The sequence below is a fragment of the Pseudomonas sp. SWRI51 genome (assembly GCF_014268825.1).
Lineage (GTDB): Bacteria > Pseudomonadota > Gammaproteobacteria > Pseudomonadales > Pseudomonadaceae > Aquipseudomonas > Aquipseudomonas farsensis.
In genome coordinates this window covers 35,040-53,588 of sequence record NZ_JABWRG010000008.1, presented here as the reverse complement: position 1 = coordinate 53,588, position 18,549 = coordinate 35,040, and the positions used below count along the sequence as shown (strand labels likewise).

Sequence of the window (18,549 nt, the reverse complement as noted above, 5' to 3'; positions counted from 1 at the left end):
TTTTCGATCAAACCAGCGGAGCCACCCCCAGGTGAGCATCAACTTCGACCTCAACGACCTGCAAGCCTTCCGCGCCGTGGTCGAGCAGGGCAGCTTTCGGCGCGCCGCCGATGCCATTCGCATTACCCAATCGGCTCTAAGCCGGCGTATCGAGAAGCTTGAATCGGCGCTTGGCGTCAAGCTGCTCGAACGCACCACCCGAAAAGTCTCCCTGACCAACGTCGGCCGCTCGTTCCTGCCCCAGGTCGAGCGCCTGCTCGACGACCTGGACCTGGCGCTGCTCAGCGTTGGGGATGGTGGTGCACTGCGTACCGGCAGCCTGACCATCGCCTGCGTGCCGTCGGCTGCGTACTACTTCATGCCCGATGCCATTCGCAGCTTTCACAGCCAATACCCGCGCATCAAGATCCACCTGTTCGACGCCTCGGCCAACGAAGTGGCCGCTACGGTAGCCTCGGGCGAGGCCGATTTCGGCTTGAGCTTTACCGGCAACCTGGCGCCGGAAATCGAGTTCAGCCCGCTGCTCGAAGAGCGCTACGTGATGGCCTGCCGCAAGGATCACCCGCTGGCGCAGGAGGCCTGCGTGACGTGGGCGCAGGTTTACCAGCATGCCCACATCACCCTGGGTCGCTCGTCAGGCAACCGGCTTGTGCTCGACAGGGCGTTGAGTGGTGTGTCGGCTGGGCGCGAGAGCGTGTGTGAAGCGCGGCATGTGACTACCGTGCTGGGGCTGATCGAGGCAGGGTTGGGGGTGGCGGCGGTGCCGTCGATTGCGATGCCGGGGGCTGCGCATCCGGTATTGACCCAAGTGGCCTTGGTGGAACCCGAAGTGCGGCGGCAGATGGGCTTGCTCAAGCGCCGCGGGCGTACATTGACACCGGCGGCGCTGGAAATGGAGCGGTTGATTCGCGAACTGCCCGGGACCTTAGCGCGCAACTGAATCCAGGCCGCTGGCGCGCACATCTGCCTGGGCGCCAGGGGAGGCGAGGTAGTCAAGCAGTTGCCTGGCCGCAGCCGGGTGCTCGGCGCCGACAGGGATGCCGGCAGCGAAGCGGGTCACCGATTGCAGCTCTTCGGGGATTTTTCCAACGAAGGTCACGCCCGGCACCGGCAGCAGCTCGGCCACCTGTTGCAAGCCGATCTGGTACTCACCCTTGGCAACCTGCTCTGCCACAGGCAGGCGCTCTACCATGGTGCTCTTGGGGGCCATTTGCGGCTGGATGCCAAGCTTTTTGTACAGCTCGTTTTCCACGTACACGCCGCTGGCGCTGTCGGAGTAGGCCACCGATTTGGCGGCCAGCAGCGTTTGCTTGAACTGCGCGGCGGTGGCGATGGCAGGCTTGGGCGCGCCTTGCTTGACCACCATGCCGATACGCGAGTCGGCCAGTTCAACCCGCGAAGCTGGGTCAACCTTGCCTTGCTTGATCAGCTCATCGAGGGCGTAGCCAACCATGATGACCACGTCGGCGTGCTCGCCCCGGGCCAGGCGATTGGGGATGGCCTGGGGTGCCTTGCCCATCGAGGGGCCGAGCACGGTGGTCAGGGTGTCGCCGCTCTTGGCGGCGTATTGCGGGCCGAGGCGCTGGTAGGCGGCGGTGAAGCCGCCGGAGGTCATGACAGTCAGGTCGGCGGCCTGGGTCAGGCTGCAGCAGGCGGCAAGCGCAAGGGCCAGTACTGGCTTGAACGATACTTTCATAGGGCTACTTCCAAATCTGAGTGTAACGGGGCAGTGGCGTCATGCCTGGGCAGTAACTGGCGCACGCGTAGCCAAGTGGCGGTACATCACCAGCGTGGCGGTGCAGGCACACAGCGCTGCGAACATCATCCAGTAGGCGGGGGCGGCTTTGTCGCCGGTCTCGTGGATCAACCAGGTGGAGATCGCCGGGGTGAAGCCGCCGAAGACAGCGGTCGCCAGGCTGTAGGCCAGGGAGAAGCCAGCCACACGCACCTCGACCGGCATGATTTCGGTCAGCGCCGGGATCATCGCGCCGTTGTACAGGCCGTACAGCAGCGAGAACCACAGCAGGACTTCGAGCATGTGCGCAAAGCTTGGCGCCTGGGCCAGGAACGACAACGCAGGGTAGGCAGTGAGCAGGGTCAGCGCCGACATGGCCACCAGCAGCGTTTTACGGCCGTAACGGTCGCTCAGGGCGCCACCGATTGGCAGCCAGATAAAGTTCGATACACCCACCAGCAGGGTCACGATCAGCGCATCGCTGGTGCTCAGTTGCAGCACGGTCTTGCCGAAGGTAGGTGCGTACACGGTGATCATGTAGAAGGCGGTGGTGGTCATGGCCACCATCAGCATGCCGAGCAGCACAATGCCGGCGTTGCTGAGCAAGGTTGCCATCACTTCTTTCATGCTTGGGCGGTGCTTGCGGGCGGTGAACTCTTCGGTTTCCTGCAGGTTACGGCGCAGGATGAAGATCATTGGGATGATCAGGCAGCCAATGGCGAACGGCACGCGCCAGCCCCAGTCGGCAATTTCGGCGGTGGAGAGCCACTGGTTCAGGGCAAAACCAAGGCCTGCGGCGACCACAATGGCGACCTGTTGGCTGGCGGACTGCCAGCTTGCGTAGAAGCCCTTGCGGCCCGGCGTGGCCATTTCAGCCAGGTAGACCGACACACCGCCAAGCTCGGCGCCGGCCGAGAAACCTTGCAGCAGGCGCCCGATCAGCACCAGGGCCGGGGCCCACAGGCCGATGGTGTTGTAACCAGGTACCAGCACGATCAGCAATGTACCGCTGGCCATGATCGCCAGGGTGACGATCAGGCCTTTGCGCCGGCCGACGTCATCGATGTACGCCCCCAGCAGCACGGCGCCCAGTGGGCGCATCAGGAAGCCTGCGCCGAATACGGCGAAGGTCATCATCAGTGAGGCGAATTCGTTGGCGGCAGGGAAGAAGGCAGCCGCGATGTAGGTGGCGTAGAAGCCGAACAGGAAGAAGTCGAACTGTTCAAGGAAGTTCCCGGACGTAACCCGGAACACCATCCCGGCTTTGGATTTGCCCTGGGGCACCGGATGTGAAGGCAGACTCATGGTGGATCTCCAGCGTTTTTTAAAATTTGTAAGTGCTTGTTACCTGGATTCTCGACCAAAGCAGGGCTGGGGATAATCGTTGTTTTTTCATCAATTGATGCGCGGATGCGATCAATCGTGGGCTGCATGGGTTGATTGCGGGATTAATAGAGGGGCAGGCGGGCGCGTATTTGCGGGTTGCGCAGTGCTCGGCTGCTCAATTAACATTGGTAACAATTCTCACTTGCAGAAAGCATCGCCCCATGAGCGAAGTGCTGCCCGTCAGCGGCAACCACGTGCGTAGCGTCGAACAACTCTATAGCGGCCACCATGGCTGGCTGTATGCCAAGTTGCGCAGGCGGCTGGGCAACGCCATGGATGCGGCGGACCTTGCCCAGGACACCTTCGCCCGCATTCTTGCCTCGAAGGTGGATGTGTTCGAGGAACCACGCGCCTACCTTAGTTGCGTCGCCGGCGGGATTCTGGCCAATTGGTGCAAGCGTAAATCCCTTGAACGCGCCTATCTGGCTGCCATTGTGCAACTGCCGGCCCCCGAAGCACCGTCGCCGGAAACCCGGCTGATCATTCTTGAAACGCTGCATGAAATCGACGCGATGCTCGATACCTTGCCGCCGCTGGTGCGGCGTACGTTTTTGCTGTCGCAGCTCAGTGGCATGAAGTACCAGGCCATTGCCGACCAGCTCGATGTGTCGCTGATCACCGTCAAACGCTACATGAAGCAGGCCTTTCTTCAGTGCCTGCAGTTGCTCGATTAAATGCGCCCCATTGCCCGGCAGGCGCCGGATACCCAAGCGTTGGAAGAAGCCGCTGAGTGGCTGATGTGCCTGAGCGCAGGCGAGGTCAGTGAGGCCGAGCAGGCCGGGTTGGCCAGTTGGCGCGCCAGCAGCCCCGAGCGTGAGCGTGCCTGGCAACGTGCCGAGCGCTTGCTGGGCAAGCTTGGAGGGCTGCCGCCGGAGCTTGCGCTATCGGCCCTTGAGCGCCCGGCTGACCCCGCTCGGCGAGCGGCGATCACGCGCCTGGCACTGTTGCTGGCGCTGGCGCCTACAGGCTGGCTGGGCTGGCGTCAGTATCAGCAGCACGGGTGGGCGGCCGATTACCGCACCACTGTTGGCGAGCGCCGGCAATTGACGCTGGCGGACGGCACACGGGTGTATCTGAATACCGACTCGGCAATCGATGTGCGTTACGACGCGGCCCAGCGCTATATCCACCTGCTGCGCGGGGAAATTCTGGTGCAGAGCGGCGCCGACAACCTGCAACGGCCACTGCGCGTGGGCACTGCCGAAGGCCGTATGCAGGCGTTGGGTACGCGTTTCACTGTGCGCGAGCGTGAAGGGCGCACCTACCTTGCGGTGCTTGAAGGTGCTGTGCGTATCGAGCCAGGCGCCGTTGGCGAGGGTGCGTTTCAGGTGGTCCGCGCCGGTGAGCGTGCCGACTTTGATGCGCACACCGTTGGCGTGTTGCAGCCCACAGACGACAGCCTCAGCGCCTGGACCCAAGGCATGCTGCTGGCCGACCGCATGCGCCTTGACCAGGTGCTCGGCGAACTCTCGCGCTACCACCGCGGCGTCATCCGTTGCGCCCCGCAGGTTGCCGGCGTGCGGGTGTCCGGTGCGTTCCCGGTCGCAGATCGCCAGCAGACGCTGGGCATGCTGGCGGCCACCTACGGGCTGAGCGTGGAGCAGCACATGGGCGGTTATTGGACGTTGGTTTCCGCGCGCTGAGGGTGGCGGCGAAAATAAATGGCGTCAGGGCTGATACTTTTTTCGGGCTCGGCTGGCAACAGGTGTGAAAACCCCTTATTCCAGCTTAAAGGACCCTTCAGTCATGCCTGTTGCAAGACGTCGCACCGCCTTGGTGCTCAGCATTGCCCTGGTGGCAGGTGGCACCAGCCCGTTGCTGCTGGCCCAGCCTCTGGACACCGTAGCTGTGCGCAACTACACCATCGCCCCCGGCCCGCTCGGCCACGCGCTGGCAAGCTTTGCCGTAGCTTCAGGCGTTGCCCTGTCGTTCGACCCGGCGCTGACCGATGGCCGGCACAGCCCTGGCCTTGACGGCGCTTATTCGCCAGCCAGCGGCATGCAGCAACTGCTCATGGGCAGTGGGCTGCAACTGGTCGAGCGCAGCGATGGCAGCTACCAATTGTTGCGGCCGCAAGTGGGAGATGGCATTACCCTGGACGCCACCAACATCGAGGCCAGCACGCAGCGACAGGACAGCCTGCCCGCTGAGTTCGCCGGCGGCCAGGTGGCCCGGGGCGGGCGCCTGGGCATGCTCGGCAACAAGGATGTGATGGACACCCCGTTCAGTGTCACCAGCTACACCGCCAAGACCCTCGCCGACCTGCAGACCGTGACTGTGGCCGACGCCCTGGAACGTGACCCATCGGTGCGCTCAACCGGGCAGACCGGCGGCATCGTCGACTCGTTCTTCATTCGCGGCTTCCCGGTGGGCGAGGGCAACCTTGGCGAGCTGGCTTTCGATGGTGTGTACGGGGTGGCGCCGAACTATCGGGTATTCACCGAATATGCCGAGCGCGTCGAAGTGCTCAAGGGGCCGGGCGCGCTGATGTACGGCATCTCGCCCAACAGCGGCGTGGGCGGGGTGATCAATATCGTGCCCAAGCGCCCGTTGGCCGAGGACCTGACCCGCCTGACCGCCAGCTACAGCTCTGCCAGCCAGACCGGCGGACACGTTGATATCAGCCGCCGCTTCGGTGAAGACCGCCAGTGGGGCGTGCGTTTCAATGGCAGCCTTGCCCAGGGCGACACCGCCATCGACGAGCAGAAGCGTGAGCTGGACATCGGCGCCATCGCTTTGGACTACCAAGGCGAACGCCTGCGCCTGAACCTTGATTTCATCAGCCAGAAGGAGCACTGGGATGGCGCCTCACGGCCATTCACCGTTGCACCTGGCTTCGGTGTGCCTGATGCCCCCAACGGGCGCACCAACCTGCCACAGAGCTGGGGCTGGTCGCGTACCCGCGAGCAGTCGGCGCTGCTGGGCGGCGAATACGATGTGAGCGATTCGCTCACGGTGTTCGCCCATGCCGGCGGCGGGCGCGCAGACGTGGCACGGTTGTCCGACCAGGTGCCCAGAATCCTCGATGCGGCGGGTAATACCAGCAACAAGCCGGGCTATTACAAGTTCAACGTTGACCGCTCCACGGTGGACGTTGGCCTGCGCAGCTTGTTCGAGACGGGGCCGGTAAACCATACGGTTACAGCCATGGCCACGCGGTATCAGGATGAGCTGTCACGCGGCATTACCACCGGCACGGACGTGCTGTCGAATATCTACCATCCGGTGGACACACCGCAGCAGTACCTGAGCGCACCAAAAGTGCTGCGGGTTTCAGAATCGGAGCTTTCCGGTGTCGCGCTCACCGACACGCTGTCTGTGCTGGATGAACGCGCGCAACTGACCCTGGGCCTGCGCCGCCAGCAAATCGAATCGCGCAACTATGGCGCCACGCCCGCCACATCCACCCGCTACAAGGACAGTGCCATCACCCCGGTTGTGGGTGTCGTGGTCAAACCCTGGGATAACGTCTCGCTTTACTACAACTATGTCGAAGGCCTGAGCAAAGGTGATATCGCGCCGGCTACGGCCGACAATGGCGGCCTGTCCTTCGCCCCCTATGAGACCCGCCAGCACGAGCTGGGGGTGAAGTTCGAGCGCGACACCTTCATGACCACACTGGCGCTGTTCCAGATCGAGAAACCCAGTGGTGAGGTGGGGGCGGACAACCTGTTCTCGGTGCAAGCCAAGCAGCGCAACCGTGGCGTCGAACTGAGCATGTTCGGCGAAGTGACGCCTGGTGTGAGGTTGATGGGCGGAGTGACTGCGCTTGACGGCACCTTGACCGATTCGGCCAATGCCGCCAACAAGGGCAACAAACCGGTGGGTGTGCCGCAGGCCCAGGCCAACCTGTGGGGTGAGTGGGACACACCGTGGTGGAACGGTTTCACCCTGACGGGCGGGGCGATATACACTGCCCGGCAGTACGTTGACCAAGCCAATACGCAGTCGCTCGATGCCTGGACTCGCTTCGATGTGGGGGCGCGCTACGCGACGCGTATCGAAGGCCGCCCAACCACCTTCCGGGCCACGGTGCAAAACGTGCTGGACCATGAGTACTGGTCGGGGGTGGCTTCGTACGGGGCGATCTCGCCAGGTTATCCGCGGTCGTTGCAATTGTCGGCAACGGTCGATTTCTAAGGGGAGCGGGGCGCGAATGACCAAGCTGTTCAACAGTTCGGCGCAGGCCGATGCGGCATGGCCGGGGCCGGCAGAGGTGGACGAGTTGCTCGGCTATCTGCCCCTGTTGTACCCAGGTGGGGTCGCTATCAAGGCCAGCGAGGTGCGCGGCGATAATCCGTGGCCGGTCTATGTGCCGTGGGTGCAGGCATTCTTTGCCGTACTCGACCGCCCGTGCTGGACCGATGTCAACTACAGCATCCAGGCCGGCAATGCCCTGCGCGACGACCCTCAGGCCATTGCCCACATGGACCTGGCGCAGCTACGCGGGCTGCTGACCTATTGCAAGCGTGGAGAACGTTTTTGCGATGGCCACTGGGCCACGATGATTGAGCAAGGGCAGGTGCTGGCTATACTGCGCCGCCTGGCGCAATTGCATCAGAAGTTCTGAGCGAGCGCCTGGCGGTAAAAATCAAAGGCGTCCCGAGCGCCCTGGATGGCGGCTTGGTTCTGCCTGTCGTCCAGAGCCAGCCCGTCCAGCAGCGCGACGAAATGGCGCCAGTGCAAGGCTCGGCCCTCGGGGTGTGCAGCCAGGTGGCGGGCGCCGTGGGTCTCGCTCAGGCCAATCAGCTGGCTTTGCTTGAACAGAAACGCCGCCCCCAGGTTCGAGCCTTCGCTGCAGTACAACCAGCCCATGGCGTGCCAGGCATCGGCTGGCGCCACAGGCGCAGGCTTGGCCGGCACCTCAAGGCCAAGGTCTGCCAGGTCGGCGCATACTGCCTGATAGCGGGGCAAGTCGCACAGTCCCGGCAGCAGAAGGTTCAGTGGTGCCTGCTGGTACAGGGCGTCTATGGCGCCATGGAAGGCGTGCTGCACACGCAGAAAGCAGCCGTAGCGCTGAAGGCTTGCGAACGGGCGCGCGGCCATGACCAGGTTGTCGACGCTGTCGTGGTCACTGCTGGAACTGGCCTTCAGGCGCTTGCTCAGCGGCAGTTCAACGGTGGCTTGCGCAATGGCATTCATCGGGGGTTCCGGGCGGTTTCGGGTTGCAAGCGTCAGCGAACAAGGCACTGTGAGTGCACAATCAGGTAACGGCCATCTGCGTGTGGAGTTTAGGGGAAGGCTGAAAGTTTGCGTTTGGCCTGCGGTATGATGCCCGCCCTCGACAGGAACGACCATGGCCAAAGACATCGAAAACCCCTGCGTGTCGCTATGCCAGCTCAACAGCGAGCTGTGCGTGAGCTGCGGCCGCACCCGTGAGGAAATCCGCAAATGGCGCGGCATGAAGCGCCCCGAAAAAATGGCCACCGTGCAGCGCGCGGCGGCGCGGGTGAAGGCTTTGCTGAAAAAAAGCGCCAAGCGCGGGTGTGGTGCCTGATCTGACGCTGCCGCGGGGTTCTCTGCCAGGCATCTCTATCGCGGCGGATGTTCCCGGATCGAACCATTCAATGGACATTCCTCCCTCAGAAGGTTTTTTTATGAGTCTACATATTCGACCTGCCACCGCCAGCGATTCAAAACTGATTTTGCGTTTCATCACCGAGCTTGCTCGGTACGAAAATGCTGAGCATGAGGTAACGGCTGACGTAGCGGATATCGAACGCGACCTAAGCAATGAGGCCTCCCCGGCAAAGGCCCTGATATGCATGCAGGGTGAGGAGCCGGTGGGCTTCGCACTGTACTTTCTGAGCTATTCCACGTGGATAGGACGCCAATGCATGTATCTAGAGGATCTGTATGTCTCTAACCAGCACAGGGGCTTGGGGGCAGGCAAAGCGCTGCTGAAGCATCTGGCCAGCTTGGCCGTGGAAAAAGGCTGTGGGCGTCTGGAGTGGAGCGTCCTGGACTGGAATACGCCTGCCATAAAGTTCTACGAGTTAATCGGCGCAAAAGCGCAACCGGAATGGATTCGCTACCGGTTGGCCGGGGAGGAATTGGAACAACTGGCAAGCAGCCTTTGAGAGATTGCCAATGTGACTGCGGATACAGTCCAGGCAGAGCCTGGCTGCATTATTAATGCCGTTCGCCTTGGGGCTCGCAGTAGTGATGGGTGTCTATCGGTACGGATCCTGAAAACTACCCTCAGAAAAAGCTCCGCTGCGCCTTGAGCGTCAGCATGCCCTCGCAATAGGTATTGACGCCGGAATATGCCGCACAGCCCCCGCCCTGCAAATCAGAGCTGCTGTAGATCAAATCCAGGTCAATGCCCTGCCAAGGTCGTGACAACTGCAAGGTCCAGTCGTTGAACGTGTCCACCTGGCTACCATCGCCGATGGTGTAGGGCGTACCCAACTGGTGATGGGCAAGCTTGACGGTCAGGTCTAGCCCCAGCAGCGGCAGCCGCCCAAGGTTGGCAAACAAAGTACCGGTGCGGTTGTCCGGGTTGTCGCGCCAGGCCCCACCAAAACGGCTGCCCAGCACCGAAACCCCGCCATACAGGGCGTAGCTGTCGTTGCCCGCCAGAGTCGGCTGGCTGTAATGAATCAACCCGGCCTCAAGGCCCAGGCTGTCGTGAAAGCGCCGCTTGTAGCCCATGTAGCTGTCCAGGCGCAGCGTCGAGGCAGGCGACAACCCCATGCTCGGGGCGTATTGGCCCACGTACCAGCCACTGGCGTGACTGACATCCAGGCCACCATGGAAGGCGCCCGTGGCGCTCGGCGAAATCAGCCCTTGGGCCATGCTGCGCGAGGAACTGGTGCCGAGTTTGAGATCGTAATCGCCCAACTGGCGTTGCATCTGTTGAGCCTGCGGCGCAGTACTCATTGTCAAGGCTGCCGTCAGCAGCAAAAGGGGCCTGACCATGGGCGCCATCCTGCAAAATCTGCTTAGGGGCCATAAAGGATAACGGCATGGCCTGCCGCTGAAAACCTTGCGCGGCCAGCACCCGCCGCCAATGCACGCTACCATGGCAGCCCAACCCACTTTGATTGCCCAGGAACTCACGTGACTACCGCGCTTTTTCGCTCACCCACCCTGCAAGACGCCGAACGCTGCTACGCCATTGAAATTGGCGCCTACGAAGGCGACGAAGCTGCCACGCTTGAAAAGATCCGCACGCGTATTGCGCAGTACCCCGAGGGTTTTCTGCTGCTTGAGGCGCAGGGCGGTATCGTTGGGTTCATCAACAGCGGCTGTGCCTTCGAGGTGGTGATGTCCGATGAAGCGTTCAAGGAGCTGGTCGGCCATGACCCGCAGGCGCCCAACGTGGTGATCATGTCGGTGGTGGTGGATACCGCGCATCAGGGCAAGGGTTATGCCAGGCAACTGATGGAGGAATTCATCCAGCGCATGCGCGCGCTGCACAAGCAGACCATCCACCTGATGTGCAAAGAGCAGCATGTGGAGCTGTACCGCAAGATGGGCTACCAGTACGTGCGCCCGTCGCCGTCTGGCCACGGCGGCATGGCCTGGCACGAGATGGTCATGGCCCTCTGAGTGCAGGCTTCAGCCGGGCTCGTTGTCCAGCACTTTGCCGAGCAACTCGCATACCTGTTCAGCCGAGTAGGGCTTGGCCAGGAATTCAAAGCCTTGGTGGCCGCCTTCGGCTATCGCCTCGCTGTAGCCGGAGGTCAGGATCACTGGCAGTTTCGGGTGGCTGCGGCGCAGCTGACGGCCCAGTGCCAGGCCGCCGATACCTGGCATCAGCACATCTGAAAACACAGCGTCGAAGCCTTCGTGGGCATTGATGATCTGCTCAAGTGCATCCTCGGCGCTGGTTGCCCAACTGATCTGGTAGCCGTGGTCGCGCAGGATCTGCGCGGTGAAACTGCCGACATCGACATTGTCTTCCACTACCAGGATCCGCCGCCGCTGGCCGTGGTGCGCAGGCGAGGGGGGCTGGCTATCGGGCTCGCTACCCCCATTGCTCACCTGCGGCAGGTACAGGGTGAAGGTGGTGCCTTGGCCTTCGGTGCTGATGACCTGAACGTCGCCGCCGGACTGCTTGGCAAAACCGAATACCTGGGAAAGACCGAGCCCGGTACCTTGGCCCGCCGCTTTGGTGGTGAAAAACGGGTCGAAGATGCGTTCGAGCAAGTGCGCTGGAATACCTGCGCCGCCGTCGATGACCGAAATGGCGGCGAATGGCCCGGGTTGCGCGGGCACGCCTGCTGGCTGGGGCATGCGCTGGTTGGCCTGCAGACGCAGGCGCAAGGTACCTTCGCCGGCCATCGCGTCACGGCCGTTGATCATGAGGTTGATCACCGCTGTTTCCAGTTGGCCGAGGTCTGCCAGCACGTGGCATGGCTCGCTGGGCAGTTCGAGCAGCACCTGGATCTGCGCACCGGTTGCGCTGTCGAGCATCTCGGCCATCGCTTCCAGCCGTGGGCCTGCTTCGAACACCTGTGGCGTGAGGGCCTGGCGACGGGCGAACGCGAGCAACTGGCCAGTGAGTTTGGCACCTCGGTCAACGGTGTCGGACATGGTCTTGAGGTAGCGCTTGCGCCGTGTTTCGTCCAGGTCCGGGCGCTGCAGAAAGTGCAGCGACGAGCGAATGATAGTCAGCAGGTTGTTGAAGTCGTGGGCCACCCCCCCGGTCAACTGGCCGATCGCCTCAAGCTTCTGGGTCTGGCGCAGCACGGCTTCGGTGTGCTGCAACTGGCCGGTGCGTTCTTCGACGCGCTGTTCGAGGGTGGCATTGAGCGCTTCCAGCGCCGACAGGGTTTCGCGCACTTCGGCGTGAGCCTGTCCCCGCTGGATGTGCGCCCAGCACCGTTCGGTAACTTCGCTGATCAGGGTCTGCTCGTAGCGGGTCCAGGTACGCGGGGCCTTGTCGTGGATCGCCATCAGCGCGGTCAGGCGCCCGTCCTTGATCAGCGGCATGCAAATGGTGGCGGTGATGCCGATTGCCTGGAAGGTGGCCGACTCACGGGGCGGTAGCTGGGTGAGGTTGTTGTCGATCACCAGCGGCAACCCCGCGCGCAGGCGGCTGACCGCCAGGCGGCCGAAGTCGGCCAGGCGGTATTGGCCCAGCAGGCGCGGCGAGCCGGGCGCAACCCAGTCGCCACAGATAGTAAAGCCGTCCTGGTCGACGTCCATCACCGCGTAGCCGCAACTGGACAATTGCAGGTGCTCCCCCAGCAGTTGCGTAGTGGTGGCCATGATCCGTTCGGGGTCGGTGGCATTGGCGGCGGCGCGCCCAAGGCTGTCGAGAAAATTCAGGCGGCGGTTGGCGACTACGCTTGCGGTGGTTTCAGTCACTGTATCGAGCATGCCCACCACGCGGCCGTCATGGTCACGGATAGGGCTGTAGCAGAACGTGAAATAAGCGCGTTCCGGCGCACCGTTGCGCGCGATCAGCAGCGGGAAGTCTTCGATGAACACCGCTTCGCCGCCAAAGGCGCGCAGGACCATGTGTTCGATGTCGTCCCAGGCCTCCAGCCAGACATCGCTGAATGGCCGGCCGAGGGCAGGTGGCTTGTCGCCGAGAATCTGCGCGAAGGCGTCGTTGTGCAAGGTGAGCATTTGCTCACCCCACAGGATCGCCTGGGGAAAGCGCGAGGCCAGGCACAGGGCGACAGTGGTCTTGAGCACATCGGGCCAGGTGTCCAGCGCGCCTAGTGGGGTATTGGCCCAGTCGTGGGTGCGGATGCGCTCGGCCATGAGCCCGCCGCCTTGTAGCCATTTCGCCATGGTCGATGTGCCGGTCCTTTTTGCTGAGGGGTGAAGCGTGCGCCATGGCGCTGCCGATGGCGAGCAATTTGTGGGGAATACCCCGGTTGTGGCCTAGTGCTATTACTGGTGGACGGGCGGTCACGGTAAACCGTTCTAAACCCCGAAGGGCTCGTGTACTCTCCCGCCCCCGTTAACCAGGCTCCGGGTATACGGGCCAATCACCTGGGTTGGAGTCGATGAGCACTGTGGAATGCAACGAAGGCAATGCTGCAATGTTGGAGTGGCGCAATCGCTTCTTGAGTGAGGGCGTGCTGCAAGAGGATGACTACGATCAGGCATTACGCAACGCCGAGGCGTTGGAGCACGCCGGTGTCATCAGCACCCGTGAATGGGTCGAATTGGTCAGGCTGGCCAACGCTGCGTTGTTGCGCCTGTAAAAATTCCTGCAAGCGCTGCTGAAACTGTCCACAAAAATCGTGGGTAGGTCTGTGGATAAAACGCTACAGGCCAGGCTTCACGGGGCCTCTGTTGGATTGAGCAGAAAATGAACACGGTTGTTCAAGGCTTTTTAGGCGGCTGTGGCCGAGCCTCACGGACCGCTTGCAGCAGCTCCCGTACCCGGGCAGGGACCTCGCCCGTCGGGTACACCGCATGCATCTGTGGGTCTTGGCCGTTGCTGGAGGTCAGGTGGTAGTCCGGGCACACCCGCACCAGCCGCCCGGCCTGCACTTCTGGCTCTGCCAGCCAGTCTGCCAGGCGGGCGATGCCGGCTCCCGCCAGGGTACTGTGCAGCACGGCAACACCGGAGCCCAGGCGTAGCCGCGGTTGTGGTCGGAAGCTGCTGATGCTGCCCTCACGGCAGAAGTGCCAGGCTTTGAGGATGCGCGGTGCGGTGTGCAGGATCAGCGAGTGCCCCTGCAGCGCATCGATGCCCTCGGGCGTCCCCTCACGCGCCAGGTACTCGGGGCTGGCGTAAAGGTGGCGGCGGTAACCCCACAGCGGGTAGCCGATCAGTTCGCTGGACTGCGCAAACGCGCCGCGTATCACGAAATCAAAGCGCCCCTGTAGCGGGTCCAGGGCCTCGTCGCTGTATTGCACATCGACTGTCACCTGGCGGTGCTTGGCGCAAAACCCGCTGAGTACCTGTGGCAACACCCGACAAGCCAGCGCTTCAGGCGCTGCGATGCGGATCCAGCCCTGCGCGCTGCCCGTCAGCGCCGCCAACTCGTCGGCGGCATCACGTTGCACATCCAGCAACCGTTCGGCATGAGGTAACAACCGTTCACCGGCTTCGGTCAGCGTCACGGCACTGGCGCTGCGGTTGAACAGCTTGGCCCCGGTGTGGTCTTCAAGCGCCTGTATTGCGCGGGTCACCGCACTGGGTGAGCGGCCTAGTGCGCGGGCGGCGGTGACGAAGCTGCGCTTGTGCGCCACGCTGACGAAGGCGTCCATTTCTCGCAACATATCCAAGGCCATACCCACTCCAGATTGCAGTTTTTGCAATGTGGCATTTCAACATAAAGCGGGGCCTTTGATTAGTCTTGCCGGCAGTACTGCTCAACCTGGACCTCGCCCCATGATGGATATAGCCCTGCTTTCGCTGTTCGCCTTCGCCGCCGGCCTGATTGACGCTGCCGTTGGCGGTGGCGGGCTGATCCAGATCCCTGCTCTGTTCAACGTGCTACCCAGCGCACAGCCTGCGGCGCTGCTGGGCAGCAACAAGCTGGCGTCGGTGTGCGGCACGGCGTTTGCGGCGCGCTCGTTCATCCGCAAGGTCAAGCTCGATTGGGGGCTGATCGTGCCGGCGATGCTCAGCGCGTTCGTCATGTCGTTTTTTGGCGCGGCCACTGTGTCGCTGGTGCCTGCCGGGCTGATGCGCCCGCTGGTGCTGGTGATGATCGTGCTGATGGCGGTGTACACCTTCTGCAAGAAAGACTTCGGCACCTTGCACACCCCGCGTGTGATTGGCCGGCGCGAGCAGTGTCTGGCGGTGCTGATAGGCGGCGCCATCGGCTTTTACGACGGGTTGTTCGGGCCGGGCACCGGCAGTTTCCTCATCTTTCTGTTCATCCGCTTTTTTGCCCTGGATTTCCTTCACGCCTCGGCCTCGGCGAAGCTGGTCAACATTGCCACCAACCTGGCCGCACTGGTGTTCTTCATTCCTTCGGGCAACGTTCTTTGGGCGATAGCCTTGCCCATGGCGGTGTTCAATATTCTCGGGGCGCTTACCGGCACCTGGCTTGCGGTACGCAAAGGCGCGGGGTTCGTCCGCGGGCTGTTCCTGGTGCTGCTGTGCGTGTTGATTGCCAAGCTGACCTGGGACTTGCTGGCCAGCTGAATCAGCCGCGCTGGCGCAGCCCTTCGGCGTGTTCGATGCGGTTGCGCCCTTGCGCCTTGGCCCGATACAGCGCTTGGTCTGCCTGAGCCAGCAGTACATCCAGCGGCGGTGATTGGGTGGCGTCTGTACAGCCGGCCAGGCCAATGCTGACCGTAATCGTCAGTTGCAGCTCGGCCTGGCTGACCCGCAGGTCCTGCACGGCGCGGCGCACGCGTTCGGCGCTGAACTGGGCAAGCTCCGGGGCAAGGCCTGGCACGATGATGGCAAATTCCTCGCCACCCAGCCGGGCGAACAGCTCGCCCTCGTGCAGCTGTTCTTGCAGGGTGAGCGCAAACTGCTGCAGCACCTGGTCGCCCACGGCGTGGCCGTGCTGGTCGTTGATGTGCTTGAAATGGTCAATGTCGAGCATCATCAGGGTCAACGGCGCGTGCGGAGTGTGCAGCACGCGGCTATCGAGCAGCGCATTCGCCCGCCGGGTAAAGGCGCTGCGGGTGAGGGCGCCGGTCAGGTGGTCGATGGTCGCCTGATGCTCAAGGCGCGCCATCAGGCCCCGATTGGCGTGGCTCACGCAGGCAACCACCAACGGGCCGAGCACCAGCATGGCGATGCCCAGGCGCGCCGACATCAGCGTGGTCACCCCAGGTTCGCTCTGCGGCACAATGAAATGCACCAGGTTCTGCGCCACCGCCACGATCAACGTGCTGCCGGCGATCAGGGTCAGTACCGAGACAAAAAACGGCGAATAGATCAGCGCGCACCACAGCAGCGCCGCAATCGGGAAGGCGATGGCGCCAGGTCCGCCGAAGCCGATGCTCAGCGCCAGTGACAGCAGCAGTACCAGCAGCGGCGCCAGGCGAATCGGCTGGGCATTACTGCGGCCCAGCGCTCGTGGGGAGGGCGCGGTGAGCAGCAGCGGCAACACCAGCACGCTGGTGGAGAACTGCTCGCTGAACCAGGCAAGCCAGGTTGCCCGCACCGATTGCTCGAACCAGGGGGCGGCCACGACGCACGCCAGGCTTGCCGCGACCATCGCCCCCGCGCCGCAGGCGGCGAACAAGCACAGGGTGCCATGGGGGGTACGCAGCCGGCGGTGGATGCGCGGCAGGCGTGACATCAGGTACCAGATACTGACGATTGCGCCGAGGTTGCACAGGTTGAACCACAGCGCCGGCTTCCAACTGCTGCCACAGGCAAAGTCCGCTGCCACCATGCCCAGGTACACGAGCGCGAAGCCGCCTGTGCTGGCATGGCGCGGGTTGCGCAGCAGTACCCCGGCCAGCACGGCATTGACCGGCCAGAACAGCGACAGCGATTCGATTGGCCGAGCCAGAATCCCAGCCAAGGTAAGGCCGAAGGTCAGGCCGAACAGGGTGAGCAGTGGCAACAGGCGCGAGGGAACGGGAAACACCATGGGGTCGACCGGCAGGCTAGAACGAAAATCCCGGAAAACAGCCGCAGGCACTTGGGACGATGTCGCGCCAGTGTGTTTCATGTCTGTAATTGATGTCAAATCGCCGCAGGGCGCTTGTCAGAGCCCGAACACCCACGGCACCATCACCACGGTAACCACCATCACCAGCAGCGTGAATGGCACGCCGACTTTGACGAAATCTGCAAAGCGGTACTGGCCAGGCCCCAGCACCAAGGTATTGACCGGGGATGACACCGGCGTCATGAACGCCGCCGAGGCGGCCAGGGCCACGGTCATGGCGAACGGGTAGGGCGACAGCCCGAGCTGCTGCGCGGTGCTGATTGCCACCGGCGCCATCAACACGGCAGTGGCGGTATTGGAAATGAACAGGCCAATCACGGCGGTCAGGGCGAACAGGCACGCCAGCATCGCGCTCGGGCCAGCGCCCCCGAGCAGCTCGACCAGCCCGCTGACCACCAGGTCGATACCGCCGGTCTTCTGCAGCGCCAGGGCAAACGGCAGCATACCGACGATCAACACCAGGCTTGGCCAGTGAATGGCGCGATAGGCGCTGTTCATATCGATGCACCGCCCGGCGCCCATCAGCAGGCAGCCGATCAGCGCCGCGACCACGTTGGGCACCACGCCGCTGACCATCAGCCCGACCATCACCGCCAGGCTAATCAGCGCATAAGGGGCGCGGGCGCGTGCTGGCGCGACCTGGTCGATTTCGGCTGGCAGGCTCAGTACCAGGAAGTCCCGCGGTTTGGATTGCAGCAGGCGTACCGCCTTCCACGGCCCGACCACCAGCAAGGTGTCGCCCAGGCGCAGCTTTTCTTCGACCAGTTGCTCCTCGATGGCCTCCTGGTCGCGGCGCAGGCCGACCACGTTAAGGTCGTAACGGCTGCGAAAGGCCAGCTCCAGGATGCTCTTGCCGATCAGTTGCGAGCCCGGCGGCAGGGACACTTCGGCCATGCCCAGCTCTTGGGACTGGTCGATGAAATACGCAGCCTTGAAGTGCAAGGGCTCAAGTTGCATGGCCTGGCACAGGCTGCGCAGGTCGTCGCGGTTGGCGAACAGGTCGAGCAGCAGAATATCGCCCTGTTGCAGCACCGTGCCGGAATCGGCGGTGATCACCCGGGTGGTGAACTTGTGCTGACGCTCGATGCCGACCACGTTGGCGCCATGGCGGGTGCGCAGTTCCAGCTCACCCAGGGTGTGGCCGATCAGCGGGGAATGCGGGCGGATGCGCAGGCGCCGTTCACGGCCGTTGAGCTTGTAGTCGAGCACAAGGTCCAGCAGCGTGCGCCGGGTTTCGGCGCGGCCGTCCTTGCGCACTTCGCCGTTGAGCCAGTGGCGGGTCAGCAGCATGTAGCCGATGCCGAGCACCAGCACCACCAGGCCGAACGGGGTAAAGCTGAAAAAGGTAAAGCCGCTTTCGCCGTGGCGCACCAACTCGCTGTGCACCACGACGTTGGGCGGTGTCGCCACCAGGCTGAGCATGCCGCTGATCAGGCCGGCGAAGCTCAGGGGCATCATCAGCCGGCTGGGCGACAGTTTCATGCGCGCGGCAATGCTCAGCACCACCGGGATGAAAATCGCCACCACGCCGGTCGAACTCATCACCGAACCGAGCCCGGCCACCGAAACCATCAGCAACACAATGAGGCGCGCTTCGCTGTTGCCGGCCCGCTCGCTCATCCAGTCGCCGATGCGCAGGGCAATGCCGGTGCGTACCAAGCCTTCGCCGATCACGAACAAGGCGGCAATCAGTACTACGTTGGGGTCGCTGAAGCCGGCCAGGGCCTGCTCTACGCTGAGGATGCCGGACAACGGCAGGGCGAGGATCACCAGCAAGGCGACCACGTCCATGCGTGGGCGGTTGATGATGAACAGGACGATGACGACGGCCAGCAGGCCAAGGACCCAGAGCAACTCATGGTTCAT

Annotated in this window: 18 protein-coding genes; 10 read left to right on the top strand and 8 right to left on the bottom strand. The window is 63.2% G+C overall.

Annotation, left to right across the window (positions count from 1 at the left end; translation table 11 throughout):
* Nucleotides 1–31 precede the first annotated feature (31 nt).
* Nucleotides 32–940 carry a LysR substrate-binding domain-containing protein gene (locus HU720_RS04990; RefSeq protein WP_186517761.1) on the top strand — a complete coding sequence of 303 codons (909 nt, stop codon included), beginning with the start codon at nt 32–34 and terminating at the stop codon, nt 938–940.
* Here HU720_RS04990 and HU720_RS04985 read toward each other — a convergent pair.
* A complete protein-coding gene (locus HU720_RS04985; protein WP_186517759.1) occupies nt 926–1,696 on the bottom strand; it encodes a substrate-binding domain-containing protein in 771 nt (256 codons plus the stop codon). The genes HU720_RS04990 and HU720_RS04985 overlap by 15 nt on opposite strands.
* A gap of 39 nt (nt 1,697–1,735) precedes the next feature.
* Nucleotides 1,736–3,040 carry an MFS transporter gene (locus HU720_RS04980; protein ID WP_186517757.1) on the bottom strand — a complete coding sequence of 435 codons (1,305 nt, stop codon included), beginning with the start codon at nt 3,038–3,040 and terminating at the stop codon, nt 1,736–1,738.
* 242 nt (nt 3,041–3,282) lie between these two features.
* Here HU720_RS04980 and HU720_RS04975 point away from each other — a divergent pair, with 242 nt between their 5' ends.
* The 4 genes from HU720_RS04975 to HU720_RS04960 all read left to right on the top strand — a co-directional run bounded on the left by HU720_RS04975 (nt 3,283) and on the right by HU720_RS04960 (nt 7,691).
* Nucleotides 3,283–3,795, top strand: a complete 513-nt coding sequence (locus HU720_RS04975; protein ID WP_186517755.1) for a sigma-70 family RNA polymerase sigma factor — start codon at nt 3,283–3,285, stop codon at nt 3,793–3,795.
* Entirely contained in the window at nt 3,796–4,764 is a 969-nt protein-coding gene (locus tag HU720_RS04970; RefSeq protein ID WP_186517753.1) for a FecR domain-containing protein, read from the top strand.
* A 103-nt stretch (nt 4,765–4,867) separates the two neighbouring features.
* Entirely contained in the window at nt 4,868–7,261 is a 2,394-nt protein-coding gene (locus tag HU720_RS04965) for a TonB-dependent receptor (protein WP_238337629.1), read from the top strand.
* 16 nt (nt 7,262–7,277) lie between these two features.
* Nucleotides 7,278–7,691 carry a DUF6508 domain-containing protein gene (locus tag HU720_RS04960; protein WP_186517751.1) on the top strand — a complete coding sequence of 138 codons (414 nt, stop codon included), beginning with the start codon at nt 7,278–7,280 and terminating at the stop codon, nt 7,689–7,691.
* Here the strand turns inward: HU720_RS04960 and HU720_RS04955 are convergent.
* Nucleotides 7,679–8,263, bottom strand: a complete 585-nt coding sequence (locus tag HU720_RS04955; protein ID WP_186517749.1) for a biliverdin-producing heme oxygenase — start codon at nt 8,261–8,263, stop codon at nt 7,679–7,681. The genes HU720_RS04960 and HU720_RS04955 overlap by 13 nt on opposite strands.
* Before the next feature lie 154 nt (nt 8,264–8,417).
* Between HU720_RS04955 and HU720_RS04950 the strand changes: the two genes are divergently transcribed.
* A complete protein-coding gene (locus HU720_RS04950; protein WP_186517747.1) occupies nt 8,418–8,618 on the top strand; it encodes a DUF1289 domain-containing protein in 201 nt (66 codons plus the stop codon).
* Nucleotides 8,619–8,718: 100 nt separating this feature from the next.
* Nucleotides 8,719–9,201, top strand: a complete 483-nt coding sequence (locus HU720_RS04945) for a GNAT family N-acetyltransferase (protein WP_186517862.1) — start codon at nt 8,719–8,721, stop codon at nt 9,199–9,201.
* 121 nt (nt 9,202–9,322) lie between these two features.
* Here HU720_RS04945 and HU720_RS04940 read toward each other — a convergent pair whose 3' ends face one another.
* Nucleotides 9,323–10,042 carry a TorF family putative porin gene (locus HU720_RS04940; RefSeq protein ID WP_186517745.1) on the bottom strand — a complete coding sequence of 240 codons (720 nt, stop codon included), beginning with the start codon at nt 10,040–10,042 and terminating at the stop codon, nt 9,323–9,325.
* A gap of 141 nt (nt 10,043–10,183) precedes the next feature.
* On the opposite strand from HU720_RS04940, the gene HU720_RS04935 reads away from it, so the two are divergent.
* Nucleotides 10,184–10,675: a GNAT family N-acetyltransferase gene (locus HU720_RS04935; protein ID WP_186517743.1), complete on the top strand. Its 492-nt coding sequence runs from the start codon at nt 10,184–10,186 to the stop codon at nt 10,673–10,675.
* A 9-nt stretch (nt 10,676–10,684) separates the two neighbouring features.
* Here HU720_RS04935 and HU720_RS04930 read toward each other — a convergent pair whose 3' ends face one another.
* Entirely contained in the window at nt 10,685–12,871 is a 2,187-nt protein-coding gene (locus tag HU720_RS04930; RefSeq protein ID WP_186517741.1) for an ATP-binding protein, read from the bottom strand.
* Between the two features lie 227 nt (nt 12,872–13,098).
* Here HU720_RS04930 and HU720_RS04925 point away from each other — a divergent pair, with 227 nt between their 5' ends.
* Nucleotides 13,099–13,290: a hypothetical protein gene (locus HU720_RS04925; RefSeq protein ID WP_186517860.1), complete on the top strand. Its 192-nt coding sequence runs from the start codon at nt 13,099–13,101 to the stop codon at nt 13,288–13,290.
* Between the two features lie 121 nt (nt 13,291–13,411).
* Here the strand turns inward: HU720_RS04925 and HU720_RS04920 are convergent, their stop codons facing one another.
* Nucleotides 13,412–14,329, bottom strand: coding sequence for a LysR family transcriptional regulator (locus tag HU720_RS04920; RefSeq protein WP_186517739.1), 918 nt, complete (start codon nt 14,327–14,329; stop codon nt 13,412–13,414).
* Nucleotides 14,330–14,429: 100 nt separating this feature from the next.
* On the opposite strand from HU720_RS04920, the gene HU720_RS04915 reads away from it, so the two are divergent.
* Nucleotides 14,430–15,191 (top strand): TSUP family transporter, encoded by a 762-nt coding sequence (locus HU720_RS04915; RefSeq protein WP_186517737.1) that lies wholly within the window; start codon nt 14,430–14,432, stop codon nt 15,189–15,191.
* Nucleotide 15,192: 1 nt separating this feature from the next.
* Here the strand turns inward: HU720_RS04915 and HU720_RS04910 are convergent, their stop codons facing one another.
* Nucleotides 15,193–16,617: a GGDEF domain-containing protein gene (locus HU720_RS04910; protein WP_186517858.1), complete on the bottom strand. Its 1,425-nt coding sequence runs from the start codon at nt 16,615–16,617 to the stop codon at nt 15,193–15,195.
* Between the two features lie 102 nt (nt 16,618–16,719).
* Nucleotides 16,720–18,549 (bottom strand): SLC13 family permease, encoded by a 1,830-nt coding sequence (locus HU720_RS04905; protein ID WP_186517735.1) that lies wholly within the window; start codon nt 18,547–18,549, stop codon nt 16,720–16,722.